This window comes from Actinoplanes sp. NPDC051851 (genome assembly GCF_040681165.1).
In the GTDB taxonomy this organism is placed as follows: Bacteria; Actinomycetota; Actinomycetes; order Mycobacteriales; family Micromonosporaceae; genus Actinoplanes.
The window spans coordinates 32033-50067 of the sequence record NZ_JBFAYF010000018.1 but is presented as its reverse complement, the minus strand read 5'-3'; the positions used below and the strand labels follow the sequence as shown (position 1 = coordinate 50067).

At 69.9% G+C, this 18035-nt stretch carries 18 protein-coding genes and 1 pseudogene; 8 read left to right on the top strand and 11 right to left on the bottom strand.

Features of this window, described 5'->3' with window-relative positions; all coding sequences use genetic code 11:
- Positions 1–238: 238 nt before the first annotated feature.
- From AB0M08_RS19150 to AB0M08_RS19135, 4 genes are all read right to left on the bottom strand, one after another.
- Positions 239–784 (bottom strand): DUF4190 domain-containing protein, encoded by a 546-nt coding sequence (locus AB0M08_RS19150; RefSeq protein WP_364494627.1) that lies wholly within the window; start codon positions 782–784, stop codon positions 239–241.
- Between the two features lie 235 nt (positions 785–1019).
- The gene (locus AB0M08_RS19145) at positions 1020–2249 is read right to left on the bottom strand and encodes a DUF6596 domain-containing protein (RefSeq protein ID WP_364494625.1); all 1230 of its coding nucleotides are present in this window, start codon (positions 2247–2249) and stop codon (positions 1020–1022) included.
- Complete coding sequence (locus AB0M08_RS19140; protein ID WP_364494622.1) at positions 2237–2608, bottom strand: YciI family protein; 372 nt, start codon at positions 2606–2608, stop codon at positions 2237–2239. Before AB0M08_RS19140 ends, AB0M08_RS19145 begins: the two co-directional genes overlap by 13 nt.
- A gap of 140 nt (positions 2609–2748) precedes the next feature.
- Positions 2749–3354: a helix-turn-helix domain-containing protein gene (locus tag AB0M08_RS19135; protein ID WP_364494619.1), complete on the bottom strand. Its 606-nt coding sequence runs from the start codon at positions 3352–3354 to the stop codon at positions 2749–2751.
- 55 nt (positions 3355–3409) lie between these two features.
- Between AB0M08_RS19135 and AB0M08_RS19130 the strand changes: the two are divergent.
- Positions 3410–4363: pseudogene (locus AB0M08_RS19130) on the top strand (FAD-dependent oxidoreductase); the annotation flags it as partial.
- 67 nt (positions 4364–4430) lie between these two features.
- Positions 4431–4940, top strand: coding sequence for a hypothetical protein (locus tag AB0M08_RS19125; RefSeq protein WP_364494616.1), 510 nt, complete (start codon positions 4431–4433; stop codon positions 4938–4940).
- Positions 4941–5037: 97 nt separating this feature from the next.
- On the opposite strand, the gene AB0M08_RS19120 is transcribed toward AB0M08_RS19125, so the two are convergent.
- The 4 genes from AB0M08_RS19120 to AB0M08_RS19105 all read right to left on the bottom strand — a co-directional run bounded on the left by AB0M08_RS19120 (position 5038) and on the right by AB0M08_RS19105 (position 7420).
- Positions 5038–5358 (bottom strand): hypothetical protein, encoded by a 321-nt coding sequence (locus AB0M08_RS19120; RefSeq protein WP_364494613.1) that lies wholly within the window; start codon positions 5356–5358, stop codon positions 5038–5040.
- Between the two features lie 260 nt (positions 5359–5618).
- The gene (locus AB0M08_RS19115; protein ID WP_364494610.1) at positions 5619–6065 is read right to left on the bottom strand and encodes a hypothetical protein; all 447 of its coding nucleotides are present in this window, start codon (positions 6063–6065) and stop codon (positions 5619–5621) included.
- 26 nt (positions 6066–6091) lie between these two features.
- Complete coding sequence (locus AB0M08_RS19110) at positions 6092–6478, bottom strand: DUF2750 domain-containing protein (protein WP_364494607.1); 387 nt, start codon at positions 6476–6478, stop codon at positions 6092–6094.
- A gap of 189 nt (positions 6479–6667) precedes the next feature.
- A complete protein-coding gene (locus tag AB0M08_RS19105) occupies positions 6668–7420 on the bottom strand; it encodes a tetratricopeptide repeat protein (protein ID WP_364494604.1) in 753 nt (250 codons plus the stop codon).
- A gap of 62 nt (positions 7421–7482) precedes the next feature.
- On the opposite strand from AB0M08_RS19105, the gene AB0M08_RS19100 reads away from it, so the two are divergent.
- The 4 genes from AB0M08_RS19100 to AB0M08_RS19085 all read left to right on the top strand — a co-directional run bounded on the left by AB0M08_RS19100 (position 7483) and on the right by AB0M08_RS19085 (position 13154).
- Positions 7483–10092, top strand: a complete 2610-nt coding sequence (locus AB0M08_RS19100) for a sugar-binding protein (RefSeq protein ID WP_364494601.1) — start codon at positions 7483–7485, stop codon at positions 10090–10092.
- A 282-nt stretch (positions 10093–10374) separates the two neighbouring features.
- Positions 10375–11298: a hypothetical protein gene (locus AB0M08_RS19095; protein WP_364494598.1), complete on the top strand. Its 924-nt coding sequence runs from the start codon at positions 10375–10377 to the stop codon at positions 11296–11298.
- On the top strand, positions 11295–12134 hold the full coding sequence (locus tag AB0M08_RS19090) for a hypothetical protein (protein ID WP_364494595.1): 840 nt from the start codon (positions 11295–11297) through the stop codon (positions 12132–12134). The genes AB0M08_RS19095 and AB0M08_RS19090 overlap by 4 nt, the downstream gene beginning before the upstream one ends.
- Before the next feature lie 210 nt (positions 12135–12344).
- Entirely contained in the window at positions 12345–13154 is an 810-nt protein-coding gene (locus AB0M08_RS19085; protein ID WP_364494592.1) for a thioesterase family protein, read from the top strand.
- On the opposite strand, the gene AB0M08_RS19080 is transcribed toward AB0M08_RS19085, so the two are convergent.
- Positions 13124–13402, bottom strand: coding sequence for a hypothetical protein (locus AB0M08_RS19080; protein WP_364494589.1), 279 nt, complete (start codon positions 13400–13402; stop codon positions 13124–13126). The genes AB0M08_RS19085 and AB0M08_RS19080 overlap by 31 nt on opposite strands.
- A gap of 234 nt (positions 13403–13636) precedes the next feature.
- On the opposite strand from AB0M08_RS19080, the gene AB0M08_RS19075 reads away from it, so the two are divergent.
- The gene (locus tag AB0M08_RS19075; protein ID WP_364494587.1) at positions 13637–14947 is read left to right on the top strand and encodes a PHB depolymerase family esterase; all 1311 of its coding nucleotides are present in this window, start codon (positions 13637–13639) and stop codon (positions 14945–14947) included.
- A gap of 268 nt (positions 14948–15215) precedes the next feature.
- Here the strand turns inward: AB0M08_RS19075 and AB0M08_RS19070 are convergent, their stop codons facing one another.
- Positions 15216–15476: a hypothetical protein gene (locus AB0M08_RS19070; protein ID WP_364494585.1), complete on the bottom strand. Its 261-nt coding sequence runs from the start codon at positions 15474–15476 to the stop codon at positions 15216–15218.
- Positions 15476–16237 carry an alpha/beta fold hydrolase gene (locus AB0M08_RS19065; RefSeq protein WP_364494582.1) on the bottom strand — a complete coding sequence of 254 codons (762 nt, stop codon included), beginning with the start codon at positions 16235–16237 and terminating at the stop codon, positions 15476–15478. Before AB0M08_RS19065 ends, AB0M08_RS19070 begins: the two co-directional genes overlap by 1 nt.
- Before the next feature lie 80 nt (positions 16238–16317).
- Between AB0M08_RS19065 and AB0M08_RS19060 the strand changes: the two genes are divergently transcribed.
- Positions 16318–18027 (top strand): ABC transporter substrate-binding protein, encoded by a 1710-nt coding sequence (locus tag AB0M08_RS19060; RefSeq protein WP_364494579.1) that lies wholly within the window; start codon positions 16318–16320, stop codon positions 18025–18027.
- Positions 18028–18035 lie beyond the last annotated feature (8 nt).

Below are 18035 nucleotides of genomic sequence, written 5' to 3'. Positions count from 1 at the left end.
GGCGGGCCGCGGGGGGCGCCCCCCGCCCCCCGCCCCCCCCCCCCCGACCAGCCGAACCGGCCGAGCTGGCACTGAAGGGTCCCTCAGAGCGGCTGAGACACCCATGAACGCCAGCCGCAGAGATCCACCGCGCTCCGACGGAACACCCCGCCGACGCGAAGCCCTCCATGAGCGGATATCGACCACCGGAACGAGTGTTGCCGATACCCGAAAACCCTTAACTGCGCGGCCTCGGCCCCTATCCCGTGAACTGTGTCAGCACGTTGGTTATGCCGCCGGTGATGAAGAGGAACACGGTCGGGATGATGAGCAGATAGCCCATGATGAGTCCGGCGACCGCCATGCCGTAGCCGCTCTTCGACCCGTCCTTCGTCTCGCGTAGTCCGAGATGCCCGCACACGACCGCGGCGATGCAGGGCAGGCCGCAAACGCAGAACCCTCCCATCAGGCTGATTATCCCGAGAATCAGCGACGCGATCGCATAGACCGACGATGGCGGCGACTGGACTATGACCACCTGTGGTGGTTCGGCACCGGGAGGCGCCCAGCCGGGCGGTGGTGTCGACTGCGCGTGGGGTGGTGGTGCCGACTGCGCCTGGGGCGGCGGGAAAGGGGCGGAGCCCGGTGAATCCGTGCCGGGCATCGGGCCGACGTTCCGGTGGATGATGGCGTTGATCTCCGCCGGGCTGATCCCGTACCGCTGGGCGATGTCGTCGATGCTGTGGCCAGCGCCGAAATCCGCGACGATGCGGTCTTCGAAGTCGGGCTGGTCGTTCGTCGACATGAGGGGAAGGTACCGAAACCGGCCCCGGCTTTCGGCCTTTCGGCGAACCGAGTGACCAGCGGTGTCACCGTTTCACGGGAGGCCGCCGGTGGCCTCTGGTGCTCCCGTCGTCTCACACTCCGTCGCCGGTGGTGCGCCTTTCGATCTGTGCTGCCTCGGCACGCTCACCGGTGTTCCAGAGCAGCCGTTCAGCCGGGTCGGCACGTGTGTCACGGCGCGTGAGCGCGGTCGGTCCTCACGAGGGCAGCCGGGCGCGGAGGTGGTGCAGGTGGGTTCGTTCGGCGGGATCGTGAGTCAACGCGATGGCGTGGTCGAAAGCGGTCATGGCCTCGGGGAAGCGGCCGAGGCGGGTCAGCAGGTGGGCGCGTGTCGTGGCGGCCGGCTGGAAACGATGGGCGGGTGGGCCGGCCATGGTGAGGAGATCGTCGAGGAGGGCGAGGGCGGCGGCGGGGCCGGTGACCTCGGCGGTGACGGCGGCCAGGGCCACCGCGCCGCCGAGGGACGGGGCCAGCTCCTGTAAGTGCTGGTGGAGATTCAGCAGCGTGGGCCAGTCGGGCGGGGCGGACGCGGTACGGGCGCAGTGGACGGCCTGGATGGTGGCCTCCAACTGGAACCGGCCCAGGTGCGACAGGGCGTGGGCGGCGCGGAGGTGGGCGTGCGCCTGGGCGATCAGGGTGGTGTTCCAGAGGGACGGGTCCTGTTCGGGGAGCGGGACGAAACGGCCCTCGGCGTCGACGCGGGCGGGAGCGCGAGCGGCGGAGAGCTGAACCAGGGCGGCCAGGCCGTGGGCCTCGGGATCGTCCGGGGCGAGCGTGGCCAGGACCTCGGCGAGGTGCACGGCCTCGGAGGGCAGCTCGCGTGGCTGCGGGGCGGTGGTGGACCAGTCGATCACATATGCGCCGTAGACGGCCTCGAGGACGGCAGCCATCCGGGGCGGTAGGCCGGCGCGATCCGGGATCCGGAACGGGATACCGGTCAGCCGGATGCGGCGCTTGGCGCGGACCAGGCGCGTGGCCATGGTGGCGGTGGGCATGACGAAGGCGCGGGCGACCTGCTCCGCGGTGTAGCCGAGCACCGTGTTGAGCATCAGCGGCGTGTGTACCGTGCGGTCGATCGCCGGGTGGGCGCAGACCATCATCAGCTCGAGGCGGCGGTCGGGGATGGCGTCCAGGTCGAGGTCGTCGATGTGGACCGGGGAGTGGCGCTCGATGTCCAGGGTGGTGGTACGCCGCTGCTCGGCCGACTTCCACCAGTCGCGCAGGCGGTTGCGGGCCACGGTGAGTAGCCACGCATCCGGATTGTCGGGTACGCCCTGATGCGGCCAGGTGCGTACGGCCCGCTCGAAGGCGTCGGCGAGTGCGTCCTCGGCGGTGGGCAGGTTGCCGGTGGCGGACGAGAGCAGGGCCAGGAGCCGCCCGTAGCTGTCCCGGGCGGCTCGCTCGGCACCACCCGTCAGCGTGCCCATGCTCCGTCGAGGAAGGATGTGGCGACCGGGCGGATCTCCATCGTTCCCCACTGAGAGCCGGGGCACTTCTCGGCCCAGGCGATGGCGGCGTCCAGGTCGGGCAGTTCCAGCAGGAAGACACCGGCCAGGGCTTCCTTCGTCTCGGCGAACGGCCCGTCCTGGACCTGTAGCGTGCCGTCACGCCGGGTGACGCTGGTGGTGCCGTCGGTGGGGCGCAGTACGTCGGCGGAGAGCAGGACGCCTGCCTTCTGTAGCGCGTGGGCATACGCCCCGAAGGCCTGCTGAGCCTCGGCGACGGCCTCCTCGCTGAGCTCGCCGGCGGCCGGTTCACGGTAGTGCATCAACAATGCGTAGCGCATGACTCTTCTCCTCCTGTGCGAAGTGTGCCGCTTGCACAGGGATGACGAGCGGCCCGCCCCGGAATCGTCAACCTCTTTCCAGTTATCAAAGAACTTTTTCCGCGTACGCGAAAAGGGGTTGGAATCCCCTCCGGAGGCGATCAGCGCAGGCCGGCGGCGAGTAGCGCGAACGCGTCCGTCAGATGCTGCACGTGGGCGGCGGCGATCGTGTCAGCGTCGTAGCCGGCGAGCTGGCGGCGCATCGTGGCGGTGGCGACCGTGCGGTACGTGGCGACCAACAGGGCGGCATGCAGGTGGGCGTCTCCGGAAAACCGCGGGTCGTCGCGGAGGGCCGTGGCCAGATCCGACTCTATCTCGTGCTCGAAGGTGCGCAGCCGGGCGAGGAGCGCGGGCGAGTGGATGACCGTGCGGAGGAACGGGGCGACGTCGGTGTCCAGGCCGGACAGCGGGTGGCGTTGGGCGGCCATGTCGAGAGTGGCCCGGCGGAAGGCCTCGACGACGGTGGTGCCGGTGGGGCGCTCCTGAACGATACCGCGGACCAGGGCGACGACGTCGGGCAGGCGGTCGAGAAGCAGGTCCTCCTTGCGTTCGAAGTGGGCGAAGACGGTCACTTTGGAGACGCCCGCCGCTTTGGCCACTTCGGCGATCGTGACCTGGTCGAAGCCGTGCTCCAGGAAGAGGGCGGTGGCGATCTCGGCGATGCGTGCCCTGGTTTGTGATCCACCTCGGTCACCTCGATTTGGCATATTGCCACGCTACCTTGACCGGCTATGCTGACCGGGTAAGTTTACCGAGTAAGGCATGGAGGGTGTCGTGGATGTAGTCGTCATCGGAGCCGGTCCCGCGGGTCTCCTCGTCGCGGGTGAGCTGGCTCTGCACGGAGCGGAGGTGATCGTCCTGGAGCGGCTCGGCGAGCCGGATCCGACCATCAAGGCGGGCTCTATCAACGTGGCGAGCGCCGAGTTGCTCGCTCGGCGGGGCCTGCTGCCGGCGCTCGAGGGGATACAGGAGGGACTTCTCTCCAAATTGGGAGGTGGTGGCATGCGTGGCCGGCTGGCGGCCCAGAGGTTCCCGGTGGCGGGGCACTTCGCGGGGATGCTGTTCCGGCCGGATCTGGTCGACCAGGGCGATCCGGTCCTGACCGCGCACGCCGGGGTGGCCGGCGCGGTGCTGGTGCCGCAGTTCGACCTCGAGCTGGTGCTGGGCGAGTGGTGCGCCGAGCTCGGGGTGGAAGTCCGGCGGGGTATAGAGGTGCGAGGCGTGCGGAGCCCGGAGGGAGAGAGCGCCGTCGTCGAGACGAGCGCGGGCGAGTTCACCGCGGACTGGGTGGTGGCGGCGGACGGTGGGCGGAGTGTGGTTCGCAGGCGGCTCGGTGTCGGGTTCGAGGGGACGCCGCCGACGCTGGTGGGCTATCAGGCGATCACGGAGATGGAGGATGCGAGCGGGCTGAGGCGTGGCTGGAATTGGACGCCACGAGGGATCTACGCATATGGGCCGGTGCCGGGGCGCATCCTGGTGGCCCGGTTCGGCGAGCAGCCGCCGGACCGGGAGGCGCCGGTCACGGTGGGTGAGTTGCAGGAGGTGGTTCGTGAGGTCACCGGGGTCTCGGTGACGATCACCGGGTTGCGCGGGCGGGCGACGCGGTGGTCGGACAACACGCGGCAGGCGGTCTCCTATCGGCACGGGCGGGTGCTGCTCGCCGGGGACGCCGCCCACGTGCACGCGCCGTTCAGTGGGCAGGGGTTGAATCTCGGTCTCGGTGACGCTGTCAACCTGGGGTGGAAACTGGCGGCGACCATCCCAGGGGTGGGCACCCGAGGGGTTGCTCGACACCTATCAGTCCGAGCGTCACCCGATCGCGGCCGGGGTGCTCGACTGGACACGGGCGCAGGTGGCGCTGATGCGCGGCGACGAGCAGACGGGGCAGCTACGGGCGGTGATGGCGGATCAGCTGTTGACCGTGCCCGGAGTGATGAACCGTCTGGTGGCGCTGACGGCCGGGATCCTGCAGCGCTACGACGTCGCGGAGGACGCCGACGTGCCGGTCGGGACCATCGTGGGCGGCCTGTTCGATCACGGCCACGACGGCGGGTTCGTGCTCGTCGATCGGACAGCCGAGGGCAGCCTCTCCACTGTCAAACCCCGGTTTGTGTACGCGCATGAGCCGCGTACCGGGGAACCGAGCATCCTGGTCCGGCCGGACGGGGTGATCATCTGGGCCGCCATCTCGGACGACGAGGACACCCGTGCCCGGCTCGACAGGGCGCTCGCTCGGTGGGCCGGCAGCGGGGCAGACGCGGAGAGGAGGACTGCGGTTAGCTTCCCGGCATGACGGAACCCTGGTCCTTCGCCACAGCACGCATGCACCACGCGGAGCTCAATCGCGTCACCGAAGGTAGGCAACCACTCGCTAGAGGCTACCTGGAGGGCTACCAGATCGAGCGGTAAGCCAGGAATGCCAGGAAGGCGGCGAACAGGCCGGCGCCGGCGGCCTCGGTGCCGAGACGGAAGACGGAGGTGACCTTGGCGCGGCGGAAGAAGATCCAGGCCGGGGAGACGATCACGTCGACCAGGAGCATGAGGGGGATGAAGAGGAAGACCGAGAACGAGATGCCCCAGGCGAGGTCCTCTGCGGTCGGCGAGACTCCGGTGGCGACGCTGTAGCCGAGGAGGTACGCCAACATCACCAGCGGGATGGTCAGGACTGCCCACCCGGTAGCCACTGCATAGGAGCGCCAGAAACTGATCACTCAGCGACCTTAGTGATCCAATTGGATGGGTGTCGTGGGCCTTTGTGCCCAATGCCCGTCCCGGAAAAGCTGGGCCCCGAAGAGGCGGCCGCCATGGTCGTCACGGCGTCGCTTCGGCTACGGCGGTTGCCAGGTGCAGGCGCGCGGCAGATACGGAGCCAGCTCAGGGCGGAGCCAGCTCAGGGCGGAGCCAGCTCAGGGCGGAGACAGCTCAGGGCGGAGGACGATCCAGGACGGAGAATGGTTGACGATGGAGATGGTCACGGGCGGCGCTGGGAGATGGCCTCCTCGACGGCCAGCATCGCCTTCGGGGGGTGAGGGCTGAAAGGGCCACCGGCGGTCACCATCAGTTGGCAGGGGATGACCTCGAACGTCTCGGTGCCGCAGTGGACACGGAGGAACCAGCGTTTCGATGATGCGTCCCGTTCCACCGCGGTGATCTCGGTGAACGGGACGCGGTGGGCACGGAGGTACCACTGCTGGGTGATGGCCTCGTCGTCGACGATGGTGCGTACGCGGAAGCCGAGCGCCAGGAAACCGATGATCGGGGAGATCAGCAGTAGACCGGTGTACGCGCTCGCCACACTGTTGATGCTGGGTGAACTGATTGCCGTCGCCGCCATACGGACCGCGCCGGAACCGAAGATCAGAAGGAGGAATGAACTCCAGCCGAGCCAGGGCAGATGCCGGTAGGTGGCCGGAGGCATGCGGTGGGTGGCCCGGGGCATACGGGTCAGCGGGCCGGGCTGACTCTCGCGCGGAAGTCGGAGAGCGTTACCGTGGCCGCGTTCAGGCCCTCGACCGGGAAGATGGCGATGTCGGCCTCGTCCTCCTCGAGCTGAGGGAGCCACTCCTTCAGGAAGACCTTCAACGGGATGCGGATGGCCTCCTCACCCGGCTCGTCGCCCTCGTTCTCCAGGCGGGCCACCGTGGCGTGCGGCCAGATCGGCAGCAGGTTGCGGCGGCGGGCGTCCTCGGTGAAGAGGATGTCGCCCTCGTCGCCCCATACCCAGAGTGCGCCGTTGTTGATGATCGCGTCGAAAGTCGTGGCCACCCGCGCGGCGTCGTCCAGTTGGCGAAGCCGTTCCGCCTGCCCGCGCGCGATGTCGTCCCGTGCCACGTGTCCTCCGATGATCAGATCGCCTGCCGCGGCCTGCGCCGCCGCCTCACTCGATTCTCATCGTACGGGTGAGCAAACCCGGCCCTCGCGGGTGATCAGCCCAGCGCGTCATCATGCGGGCGCTGGGCGCCTTCGGCTGGGCGCCTTCGGCTGGGCGCCTTCGGCTGGGCGCCTTCGGCTGGGCGCGGATCAGGTCAGCGCGTCGCGAGGGGCGGTGGTGAGGCCGCGGGCGTGCTGCTCGTCGAAGCGGGTGGGGCCGAGCGCTTCGAGGGCTGCCGCGCGGACCAGGGCCAGGTCGGCGGCGTCGTCGGGATCCGGGACCTGGCCGAGCGCCGCGAACGCCGCGTCGGTCACCCCGACAAGAAACGCTGCCCGTTCCTGATCAGTCTCGACGGCGGGAAGGGAAGCCGTGGAAAGAGAGGCCTCTGCGGAGGCGAGCGCGGCGTAGGCCAGGCAGACGTAGGGCACGAAATCGGTCCAGCCCTCGTGGAAAACCCGATCCCGGCCGGCCGTGAAGAGGTTCCGGGCTGCCCCGATGTTGCCGAGCTTCAACTCGCAGAAGGCGAGGTTGTGGTATTCCGAGTTGACCGTGAGCGCGTTGCCGAGGGCCTCGTTCAGGGCGATGCTCTCGCGGTACAGGTCGCGGGCGCGGAGCAGGTCGCCGGAGATCCGGGCCACCGCGGCCAGCATGTGGCGGGGGCGTTCCTCCAGCGCGCGGTCGCCGGAGTCGAGGGCCACCTCCAGGGCCTGCCCGGCCAGCTTCTCACCGGTGGGCAGGTCGCCGCCGCGGATCGCCACCCGGGCCAGGCTGTACAGCGCCTCCACCTCGCCCGCCGGATCGCCGGCCGCGCGGGCCCGCGCGATCTCGGCCTCGCTCATCCGGACGACGACCTCGTTCTCGCCACGCCGGAACGCCGAGCGCACCTCGTCGCTGAAGCCCATCCCATGTCCCCTCGACTGACTAAGTATTGACGCTGAACTATATTCATTCCTAGGCTGGCCGCATGATCGGCCGTCGCCTCGTCGCCGTCGTCGTGCTGCTTCTCGCCGGCGTCGTGCTGCCCACCCCATCCGCCTCCGCGGCCACGGCCGTCGAGATTACCGTCGATGCCGCGGATGTCGCCGCCGGGAACGTCAACGGGCTGACCTTCAAGGGGTTCGGCGTGCTGAGCGCCAACAGCACCAGCGCTCTGCTCCTGGACTACAAGGCCCAGCACCCCGAGGCTTACGTACGGCTGCTCCGCGTGCTCTTCGGTGGGGCGCATCCGGTGATGAGCCATGTGAAGATCGAGATGGGTGACGACCGGAACAACTCGACCGGGTCGGATCCGGCGACCAAACGGTGGGCGGACGAGCCGGCGAACGTGGCGCGGCACCCCGGGTTCCAGCTCGCGGCGGACGCCAAGAAGGTGAACCCGGACCTCAAGGTGAGCATCCTGCGCTGGAACGCGCCGAAGTGGGCGGACACCAACGACAAGATCTACGCCTGGTACAAGGAGACGATTCTCGCGGCGTACCGCACGTACGGGTACATGGTCGACTACGTGAACCCCGGCGTGAACGAGGCGGCCGCGGACCTCACCTGGACGAAGGCGTACGCCAAGAAGGTGTTGACCGATGATGTTGACTTTCAGCCCGGGGAGGCGGAGCTCTATCACCGGATCAAGGTGGTGATCTCGGACGAGGCCGGGATCGGGAGCTTCGGCGGCGCGCTGACCGGGGACGCGGACCTGCTCAGCGCGGTGACGGCGGCGGGATATCACTACAACACCGACGATGACAGCGCCGGGAACTTCACGCGGCTGGCCGAACAGTACGACAAGGAGGTCTGGAACAGCGAGGCGCAGGCGACGTTCAGCAACTCGGCGTTCCGGCCGAACAACAACACGGCGGATCCGAGCGTGGCGGGGACCGGGCTGGGCGGCTCGGGCAGCGCGCTGGAGATGGCGAACACGATCGTCAAGGGATTCGTGAAGTCGCGGCGGACGCACTTCATCTATCAGCCGGCGATCGGCTCGTTCTATGAGGGCGGACAGTACTCCTACAAGGAGCTCATCTCGGCGCGCGACCCGTGGTCAGGGTGGATGCACTACGACGCGGGACTCGCCGTGCTGCAACATTTCAGCAGTTTCGCCACGACCGGCTGGGAGAACGACACCAACACCGCAGGCATCTGGCGGGTGGTGCCGCAGGCGAGCGCGTCGACCGCCACCGGCACCAATCCCGTGGTCGGGCGCAACGGGCTGCCGGACTACCTGACGATGGCCGCGCCGGACGCCTCGGACTTCTCCACGGTCCTGGTCAACGACTCTGAGTACCCGGCCACCTACACCATCACGCCGACCGGTTTCGACCTCGGCACCGATCCGACCCTCGCGGTCTGGCAGACGAACGCGGCGGCCGGTGGGCAGGCGTTCAACGCCGGGTACAAGCGGCACGTCGCGGACATCGCCCCGGGCGGCACGGTGACCGTGGCGCCGTACTCGATCGCGACCGTGACCTCGCTCGACGTCAGCCACGACCCGGAGTGGACCGCACCGCTGCCGGTCGAGGGGAAGCGCACCGTGCTGGACGCGGACCCGAAGCACGGGACGCTCTGGGCCGACGACTTCGACTACGAACAGGGCTTCGTCGACGAGCGCGGTGGCGACACCGGTGCGATCCCGCTCTACACCTGGGACCGGAACGGATCATTCGAGGCGGTCACCGAGGACGGGAACCGGGTACTGCGCCAGCAGGTGGACCGGGACGTGACCGGGGTCGGTGGCGCCTGGAACAACGCGGACCCGATCACCGGGGTCGGCGACCTGCGCTGGACCGACTACCAGACCTCCGTCGACGTGCGCTTTGACCGAGAGGTATCAGCGGACAACTATGCCGCGATCGGCGCCCGGTCGACCGGCGGTAGCGCGTCGCACAGTCTCGCCGGGACCCCGTACGCGCTGCGCCTCGGCTCGGACGGGGGCTGGCAGTTCCTGCGTACCGGAAGTGTCACCGCGAGCGGAGCGGTCAGCGCCTTCGACGCGGCCGCGTGGCACCACCTCGCGATCCGGGTGACCGGGGCGGACGTGACCGGTTTCGTCGACGGGACCCAGGTCTTCGCCTGGGCCGACCCGAAGCCCTTCCTCTCCGGGCGCGTCGACCTGGCCAGCGGTTTCCACTACACCAGCTTCGACAATCTGCGGGTCGAGCGGGTCTCCGGGTACCCGCCGTACTACAGCGAGCTGCTCGACAACCTGGAGATGACCGATCTGGCCCAGGTACCGAACACGAAGCTCGTCTACGCCGGGACGTGGCAGCACAGCAACGGGCGCGGCATGTACGAGTACCAGCGCTCGGCCTCGATCACCAAGACCCCCGGTTCGACGCTGACCTACACCTTCTCGGGTACGGGCCTGGACCTGCTCGGCGTGAACGACGGCACGGCCCGCCTGACGGTGACCGTGGACGGCGTGGTGACCGGAACCGATCTGGCGACCCGGGTGTCCACGAACTACCAGCAGACGTTCGGCCTGCGGGGTCTCGCGTGCGGCCGGCACACGGTGACCGTCGAGGTGACCTCGGGAACGCTGCTGGTCGACGCGGCCGGTGTGCTCGGCACACCGGCCCGGTAGTCCGCCGGAGTGCAATTCCGGAAATAGGCATTCCCGTGACGAGGGGGGTGCGTGAAACCCGCGTTCCCCCGATCAAGGAAATGACCAGCGGAGGTTCCGCCGAAAGGCGGGTGAACCGCTCCGGACGGGCGACCCGGAACGAGGAGCGCGGCAGATCGGTGCGCGTTTTCCGGTCTTTTTAGACTCCATAATGATGGCAGCTCTTGAAGGTGTTTCGCTTCACACGGACGACGGGCGGAGCCGTGACGCGACAGACGCCGCCCGGCAGGGACGGGCCGGGGAATGAGATGGACCGGCCGGTTCCTCAAGGACTGGCGATCGGCGCTGCTCGGCGTCTACTGGGTGGGCGCGCTCATCGGAACGGTCGCGAACGGCATCCAGATCCTGACGGCCGGCCGGGCGACCACCGAGGGCCTCGTGATCGCGGCGTTCATCATCTTCGCCGCGGCGCTGCCCCTGGCGTATCAGATCGGGCGGCGCACGGGCGGGGCCGCCGTGCCCCACGATGACCTCCTCGGCCAGGTGAAGGACGCGGACAACACTCGACGCGTGCTGGGTGGAACGCTCGGCACCTATCGGCCCTACTCCGAGGACTGGCGGATCATCTTCGACATCGGCGAGAGCAAGGGTGACGACACCGTCGAGGAGATCCACACCACGAGGCCGTATCTCGCCGAACGCGTCTACTGGTGTCTGTTCGAGGCGTTCAACCGTGGGCGGGACCACCAGCTCGGCTGGGAGGACATCGACCTGCACGTGACCCGGCCGCCGGCCAGCACGGGGGAGCCGCAGCAGGTCAAGGTGGTGAAGCTGGACGGCAAGTCCGTCCCCCGGGCGCTGATCACCTTCGCGCCGCCGCACCACGAGGTGACCTGGATGGCGAGCTACCGTGCGCCGGGGTACTGGGATCCGCTGCGCCAGTCCGCGCACGTCCAGTACTTCGAATGGCTGCCGCCGGCGGTCGGCCTGGACGAGGACGGTGACCGCCGCAGCCCGGTCGGGTCCGCGGTCTTCGTCTTCCGGGTGCCGAACGGGGTGGGGACGCTCGTACCGCAGGGATTGCCGCCCGGGGTCACCTTCCGGGAGAAGCCGAACGGCCTGGCCTCGATGCGGGAGTACGAGTTCTCCGTCGCCGCCGAGACCATCGCGCAGGCCATGGAGCCGATCGGCTGGAACCTGCGGCTCAAGCGGATGAGTCTGGCGTGATGGTCACGTCGGACGCGTTCCGGGAGAAGGTCCGGCGACTCGCCGGGGCCGCGTCGGCGCCGACCTGGGCCACCGCGGGGACCGTGGCGGCCCTCAACCTGATGCTGATCGTCGGCGCCAGCGTCGGGTTCCGCACCACGTCCGTGGTCGTGGTGCTGATCGCGCTGATCGTCGTCGCCGGGGTACACACCGGCCGGTCGGCGAGACCGCCGGCGAGCCGGGGTCACTCCGCTCTGAATCGACCGGAGGCCGTGCGACCCGGGTCGGAGGCCTTCGACGAGGACCTCGAACTCGTCATCCACGTCGGGCTCGGGGCCGAGGGCGACCGGGTCGTCGAGCACCGGGTGACCCGGCGCCGGCACGCGCACGCCATCGGTTACCGGAAGCTCACCTTGATCTCGGCGTACGTGGGGTCGGACACCGAGGAGGTCTCGGTCGTTCCGGAGCTGACCGTGCACGATCAGGACATCAAGGCGGACTGGCTGCCGTTGGACATCACCGGCCGGGGCGCGGTGATCTTCATGCCGCCCGTCTTCGTTCCGGTGCTCCGCTGGGAACTCGGCTATGCGGTGCCGAACGGGATCTGGAATCCCCTTCGTGAAGTCGGTATCGACAATCTGCGGTACGATCTGCGCACTTTCCCGATCCGCCGATTCACCGTTCGGTTCGTGATCCATCCACGGGCGAAAGCATTCGTGGTGCGCGAGCGCAATCGCCTGGGCACCATGCGTGACGACGAGTGGGACGCGAATGGCAATCTCGTCGTCTGCTGGCAGGCGGAGGATCCGGCCGTGCAGACCCGCTATGAATGGGATCTTCGCGCGGAATGGCAGTAAATCTTGATAACCTCGCTGCGGCAGAAGCAAACGTTATCGAGGGCGTACATCATGATTGCAACCGGAAGCGTGACGGGCCGCGGCGGAGAAGGATCCGGCGGGTAGGCGTCATCGCGCATCGCTCTCGAAAGGCCGGTGCTGGTCCGGGCGGACGGGCCACCGGCCTTTCGTGTACCCCGGGCGCGGTGCCGGGGCGGTACCGTCACTGGCGTGACTGACGAGCCGGAGGCGTTCTATCTGCCGGTCGGGGACGGGGAGTTCGAGTCCACCCCGGCGACCGCGAGCCCGTGGGACGAGGAGATGCAGCACGGTGGGCCGCCCACCGGGTTGCTCGCCCGGGCGGTGGAGCTGACCCGGCCCGATCCCGGGATGCCGATCGCCCGGCTGACCGCCGACTTCCACGGGGCCATCCCGCAGGGCCGGGTGCGGACCGAGGCGCGGATCGTGCGGCCGGGCCGGCGGATCGAGATGGTCGAGGCGGCGCTCTCGGTGAACGGGAAGGTCGCGGTCACCGCGACGGCGTGGCGGATCAAGAGCGACCGGGAGGCGACCGCGGGGCAGGCGAGCACCGCGACGCCCCCGCCGCTGCCGGACGCGCAGCCGCCGGTCGTGATCCCCGGGGTCAGCCCGTCGTGGGGGTACGGCCGGGCGCTGGAGTGGCGGTTCGTCGAGGGGTCGTACGCGGAACCCGGCCCGGTCAGCCTCTGGGCGCGGGTCCGGCTGCCCCTGGTGGCGGGAGAGAAAACGGTCGGGGAGGGGCCGTCGACGGTCCAGCACCTGGCCGTCCTGGCGGACTCCACCAACGGGGTGTCGGCGGAGCTGCCGTTCACCGAGTGGTTCTTCATCCCGCCGACGGTGACGCTGACGATCGCGCGGCCGCCGGAGGGGGAGTGGCTGCACCTGGCCGGCCGGACCACGATCACGCCGCACGGCACCGGGGTGGCCCAGGGTGAGATCTCCGACGAGCGGGGCCTGGTCGCCCTGGTCGGTCAGCCGTTGCTGGTGGCGCCGCGCGGCTGAGGCTCGGGCCCGGTGACCGCCGGCGTCTCGGGCGGCAGGAGCACCCGGTCGCCGATCGTCATCCCGGCGTCGGCGGGTTCGTCCGCGCCGGTGGGTGCGACCTGGAGTGCCCAGGTGCCGAAGGTCGCTCCGGCGACCAGGCCGAGCCCGGCTTTCGTCTTCATGGTCCGGCCTTTCGCGTCGGTGGTGGCGGACCCCTCCAGGTTGACCACGGCCGGCGCCCACGGGTGACGGAACCGTGCGCGCATGGGCCGTTCGGCTGAATCTTCCGTCCGGAGGGCCGCGATGTAGCCGTCCGCGAGACAGCGTCGTCCTCTCCGAAACTTCCGGAAACAAAACGAGGCAGTCTGGGGCATTCGATACCCTTAAATCCCTATACATGGGATGACTGGGAGCGTGACCAACGTAAACGGCACGTTGAGATTTCCGGAAGCCGGGGCTATGTTCCGATCGATGAGATTCAATCTTCGAGGAGGGCCCTGATGAAGAGACTTCTGGCCGCGTTCGCCGCGCTGGCGGCGATCGTCCTCGGCGTGGCGCTGCCGTCCTCGCCCGCGGCCGCCGCCTCGCTGCAGGAGATCACCGGCTTCGGCACCAACCCGACCGGCCTGCGGATGTACCTGTACGTCCCCGACCGCCTCGCCGCCTCCCCAGGCCTGCTGGTGGCCGTGCACTACTGCACCGGCTCCGGGCCCGCGTTCTACTCCGGCACCGAGTTCGCCTCGCTCGCCGACACGTACGGCTTCATCGTGATCTACCCGTCCACCACCCGGTCCGGCAACTGCTACGACAACTCCTCCGCGAGCGCCCTGACCCACGACGGCAACAGTGACCCGGTCGGCATCGTCTCGATGGTGAAGTACGTCCAGGCGAACTACGGCACCGACGTGGACCGCACCTTCGTCACCGGCGCCTCCTCCGGCGGGATGATGACCAACGTCCTGCTCGGCGACTACCCGGACGTCTTCGCGGCCGGTTCCGCGTTCATGGGCGTGCCGTTCGGCTGTTTCGCCGCCACCGCGGGCGATCCCACCGATCCGGCGAACCAGGCCGGCTGGAACAGTGCCTGCGCCAACGGCCAGGTCGTCAAGACCGCGGCGGAGTGGGGCGACGCGGTCCGGGCCGCGTACCCCGGATACACCGGCCGCCGCCCGCGCATGCAGGTCGTCCACGGCACCGCCGACACCACGCTCTACTACGCCAACTTCGGCGAGGAGATCAAGCAGTGGACGAACGTGCAGGGCGTGAGCCAGACCCCGGTCCTCACCGACACGCCGCAGTCCGGCTGGACCCGCACCCGATACGGTTCCAGTGACACGCAGGCCCCGGTCGAGGGCATCAGCGTCGCGGGCGTCGGCCACTCCCTGCCCCTCTCCGGTCAGGCGAAGCTGGCCATCTCCTTCTTCGGCCTCGACACCACGTCACCCACGACCTCACCCACCGCATCGCCGTCCACCACGTCCACCACGGTCCCGCCCTCCGGCGGCTGCGCGGTGACCAGCGCGATCAGCGCGTGGAACACCGGCCTGACCAACAACGTGACGATCACCAACACCGGCACCACGACGATCAGCGGCTGGCGTCTCGCCTTCACCCTGCCCACCGGCCAGACCATCACCAACGGCTGGAACGCCACCTACAGCCCCACGTCGGGAACGGTCACCGCGACCAACGTCTCCTACAACGGCACCATCGCGCCCGGCGCCTCGGTCACCCTTGGCTACCAGGCCACCCACACCGGCAACAGCACCGCCCCGACCGCGTTCACCCTCAACGGCTCCGCCTGCGGATAGATCAAAATCAGGATGTCGTAGCGGGGTGGTGGGTACAGACCGTCGCTCCCGCCGAGGGCCCCTGCGGGCCGGGCTGGCCGCTGGCGCGTCCAGGACGCCCGGCCCTCCCGGGCGACCTGCGTGCGTGGTCACGCCCCCTCCGGCCGCAGTCTCCGCCGTCGCCCGGGGGACCGCATCGAGGTGGCCGGCGACGGTGTCACCGCCTGACTCCGGGCGTACCCCCGAGGAAGCCGGCGCCGGAAGACGTAGGTCTCCCCGCGCCCGTGGGTCAGGCGGAGCCGGTGGGGAGGCCCGCCCAGCCGTCGAGGGAGAAGGGCCGGCCCGCGGTGATCTGGGCCAGGGCCGCGGCGGTGTACGGGACCGTGTCGGCGGGTGGCGCGGACGGGTCGGCCCAGACCAGGCGGGCGCACTTGTGCGGCTCGCGGGGGATCGCCGAGCCGGTGTTCGCGCGCTCCATCAGCAGGACGTGGCCGTCGGCCCGGCACCGCAGGACGTGGCCGTCGGCGATGCTGCGATGGCGATCGGCCATCAGGCGTCGCCGAGGTACGGGTCGGCCCAGGCGCTGATCACGCGGGCGGCGCGCTGAGGTTGTCCGGGAGTGGTCAGCAGGTGGTCGGAGCCCTCCAGGGCGATGAAGCTGCGCGGGTGCCGGGCGGTGCGGAAGATGCGGCTGGCGTTCTCGACACTCACCGTGGCATCGGTGGGTGAGTGCATCACCAGCAGGGGCAGACCCAGCGCGACCACGTGGTGGTACAGCTCCGCCTTGCGGAAGTCCTCCACCAGGCTGCGCTTGAGGATCAGCGCCTTACCGCCGATCAGCCACTCGGCGTGGCCCTCCTCGAGGACGCGGTTGACGACCGCCTCGTAGTGCCGCTCGACGTTCTTGGGCTCGAACGGGGCGCCGATCGTGGCGACCGCGCGGACGCTCGGGATCCGGTTGGCGGCGGCGATCACCGCGGCGCCGCCGAGCGAGTGGCCGACCAGGATGTCGGGGGGTGTGCCGCGTGCGGTCAGGAACTCGGCGGCCTGGACGGTGTCGTCGACCTTCACCTCGAAGGAGCCGTCACCCCAGTCGCCCTCGGAATCGCCGAGCCCCAGGTTGTCGAAGCGCAGCATGCCGATGCCCTCGGAGGCGAGCTGCTTGCAGGTCCGGGAGGCGGCGGGGGAGTCCTTGCTGAGCGCGAAGCCGTGCGCGAACACTCCCCAGCCCCGCACCGGCTCGGCGGGCGGGTCGATGAGACCGGCCAGTGCGGGCCCGCGGCTGCTGGCGAATCGGACGCGCTCGGCCATACCGCCGATCCTAGAACCGGGCCGGCGCGGAGCCGGGCCTGATCTAGACTTTTGTGCCGCTCGGCACGTTGGGGGATGGGATGGCGCGGAGGCAGATCGAGGTCGTCCTGGGGGACGACCCCCTACCTGTGTCGCTTCCGGCCGGTATCGACCGTTATATCCGTAAATTTCCGGTTGTCGGGCGAGACTCGCTGCGGTTCCTCTGGCGGGACGGGGCGGTCTGGCTCGCCGTACACCTGATCCGGGAGGGCGGGGACCGGATCGTCGTGCGCGCCGCCGAGGCGGATCTGCCGCGCGGCGTGACCGCTCGCGAGGTCGACGTGCTCACGCTGCTGGCGCTGGGGCTGACCAACCACGGCATCGCGGACCGGCTGGGCACCAGCGCCCGCACCGTCTCCACGCAGATCGAACGCCTCCTCGACAAGCTGGACCAGGCGACCCGGGGCGGCCTGGCGGCGCTGGCGGTCGACACCGGGCTGCTCTGCCTGCCGCTGCCCGGCGGTCCGGCCGAGGACGCCCCCGCGATCGGGATCGTCGAGCTGGAGGCGGCGGTGTCGGGTCGTCCGGTCACCCCGCCGAAGCGGGTGTCGCCGCGCTACCCGGGCAGGAAGCCGCTGCGGGTCGGCGTGCTGCTGCCGGTGGCGGCCGCGGCGGCGGACGGTGCCGAGGTGCTGCGGGGGGCCACGCTCGCCGTGGAGGAGCTCAACGGCGTCGGCGGGGCGGCCGGGCGGCGACTGGAGCTGGTCACCGCCGAGGTCGACGTGTTCAGCCGGGACAGCGTGCAGACCGGTCTGGCCGGTCTCTTCGGCGCGGAGGTGGACGCGATCACCACCAGCTACGGCAACGGGCAGGACGCCGCCGACATCGCGATGGTCGCCGAGTACGGGCGTCCGTTCCTGCACACCGCGACCTTCGACGAGCAGGTGCGGTTCGCCGAGTCCGATCCGCAGCAGTACGGCGCCGTGCTGCAGACCTGCGCCTCCGAGACGTACTACGGCGCCGGCCTGATCCGGCTGCTGACCGAGCTGGAGGCGCGATCGCTCCTCGCGCCCCGCAACCGCCGCCTGGTCAGCATCGAGGCGGACACCATGAGCACCCACGTCACCACCGAGGGGTTCGTCGCGACGGCGGGCCGGGCCGGATGGTCGCTGGCCGAGGTGATCCGGGTGCCGGTGGGCGCGGCCGACTGGCCCGCGGTCGTACGCCGGCTGCAGGACCTCGACCCCGAGGTGGTGATGCTGACGCACTTCCTCGCCCAGGAGGTCACCGCCTTCCAGCGGGAGTTCCTCGGCAGCGGCCTGGAGTCACTGGTGTACGGCGTCTACGGCCCGTCGATCCCGGACTTCCAGCACTCGATCGGCCCCGGCGCCGACGGGGTGATCTGGTCGACCACCACCGGGACGTACGACGACGTGCTCGGGCGCCGGTTCCGGCACCAGTTCGCGGCCCGGTTCGGCCGGCACGCCGGGTGGTCGCAGGCGGGTGCGGCGTACGACCAGGTGCGGCTGCTGGCGGCGGCGTGGGCGGCGACCGGGGTACGCGACGCCCGCGAGGTCGTCGGCTACCTGCGGCACTGGCCGCACCGCGGGGTCAACGGCGTCTACTACTTCGGCGAGTCGAGCCAGTCGACGCTGTCGTACCCGGACGTCACCCCGGACCCGTCGATGGGCCAGGCCCACATGATCTACCAGATCCAGGACGGCCGGCACCGCCCGATCGCCCCGGAGCCGTTCGGTTCCGTCGCGACCTTCCGGTTGCCGCCGTGGCGTACCTCCGCGCCGTCGGGCTGAGGCGCGCC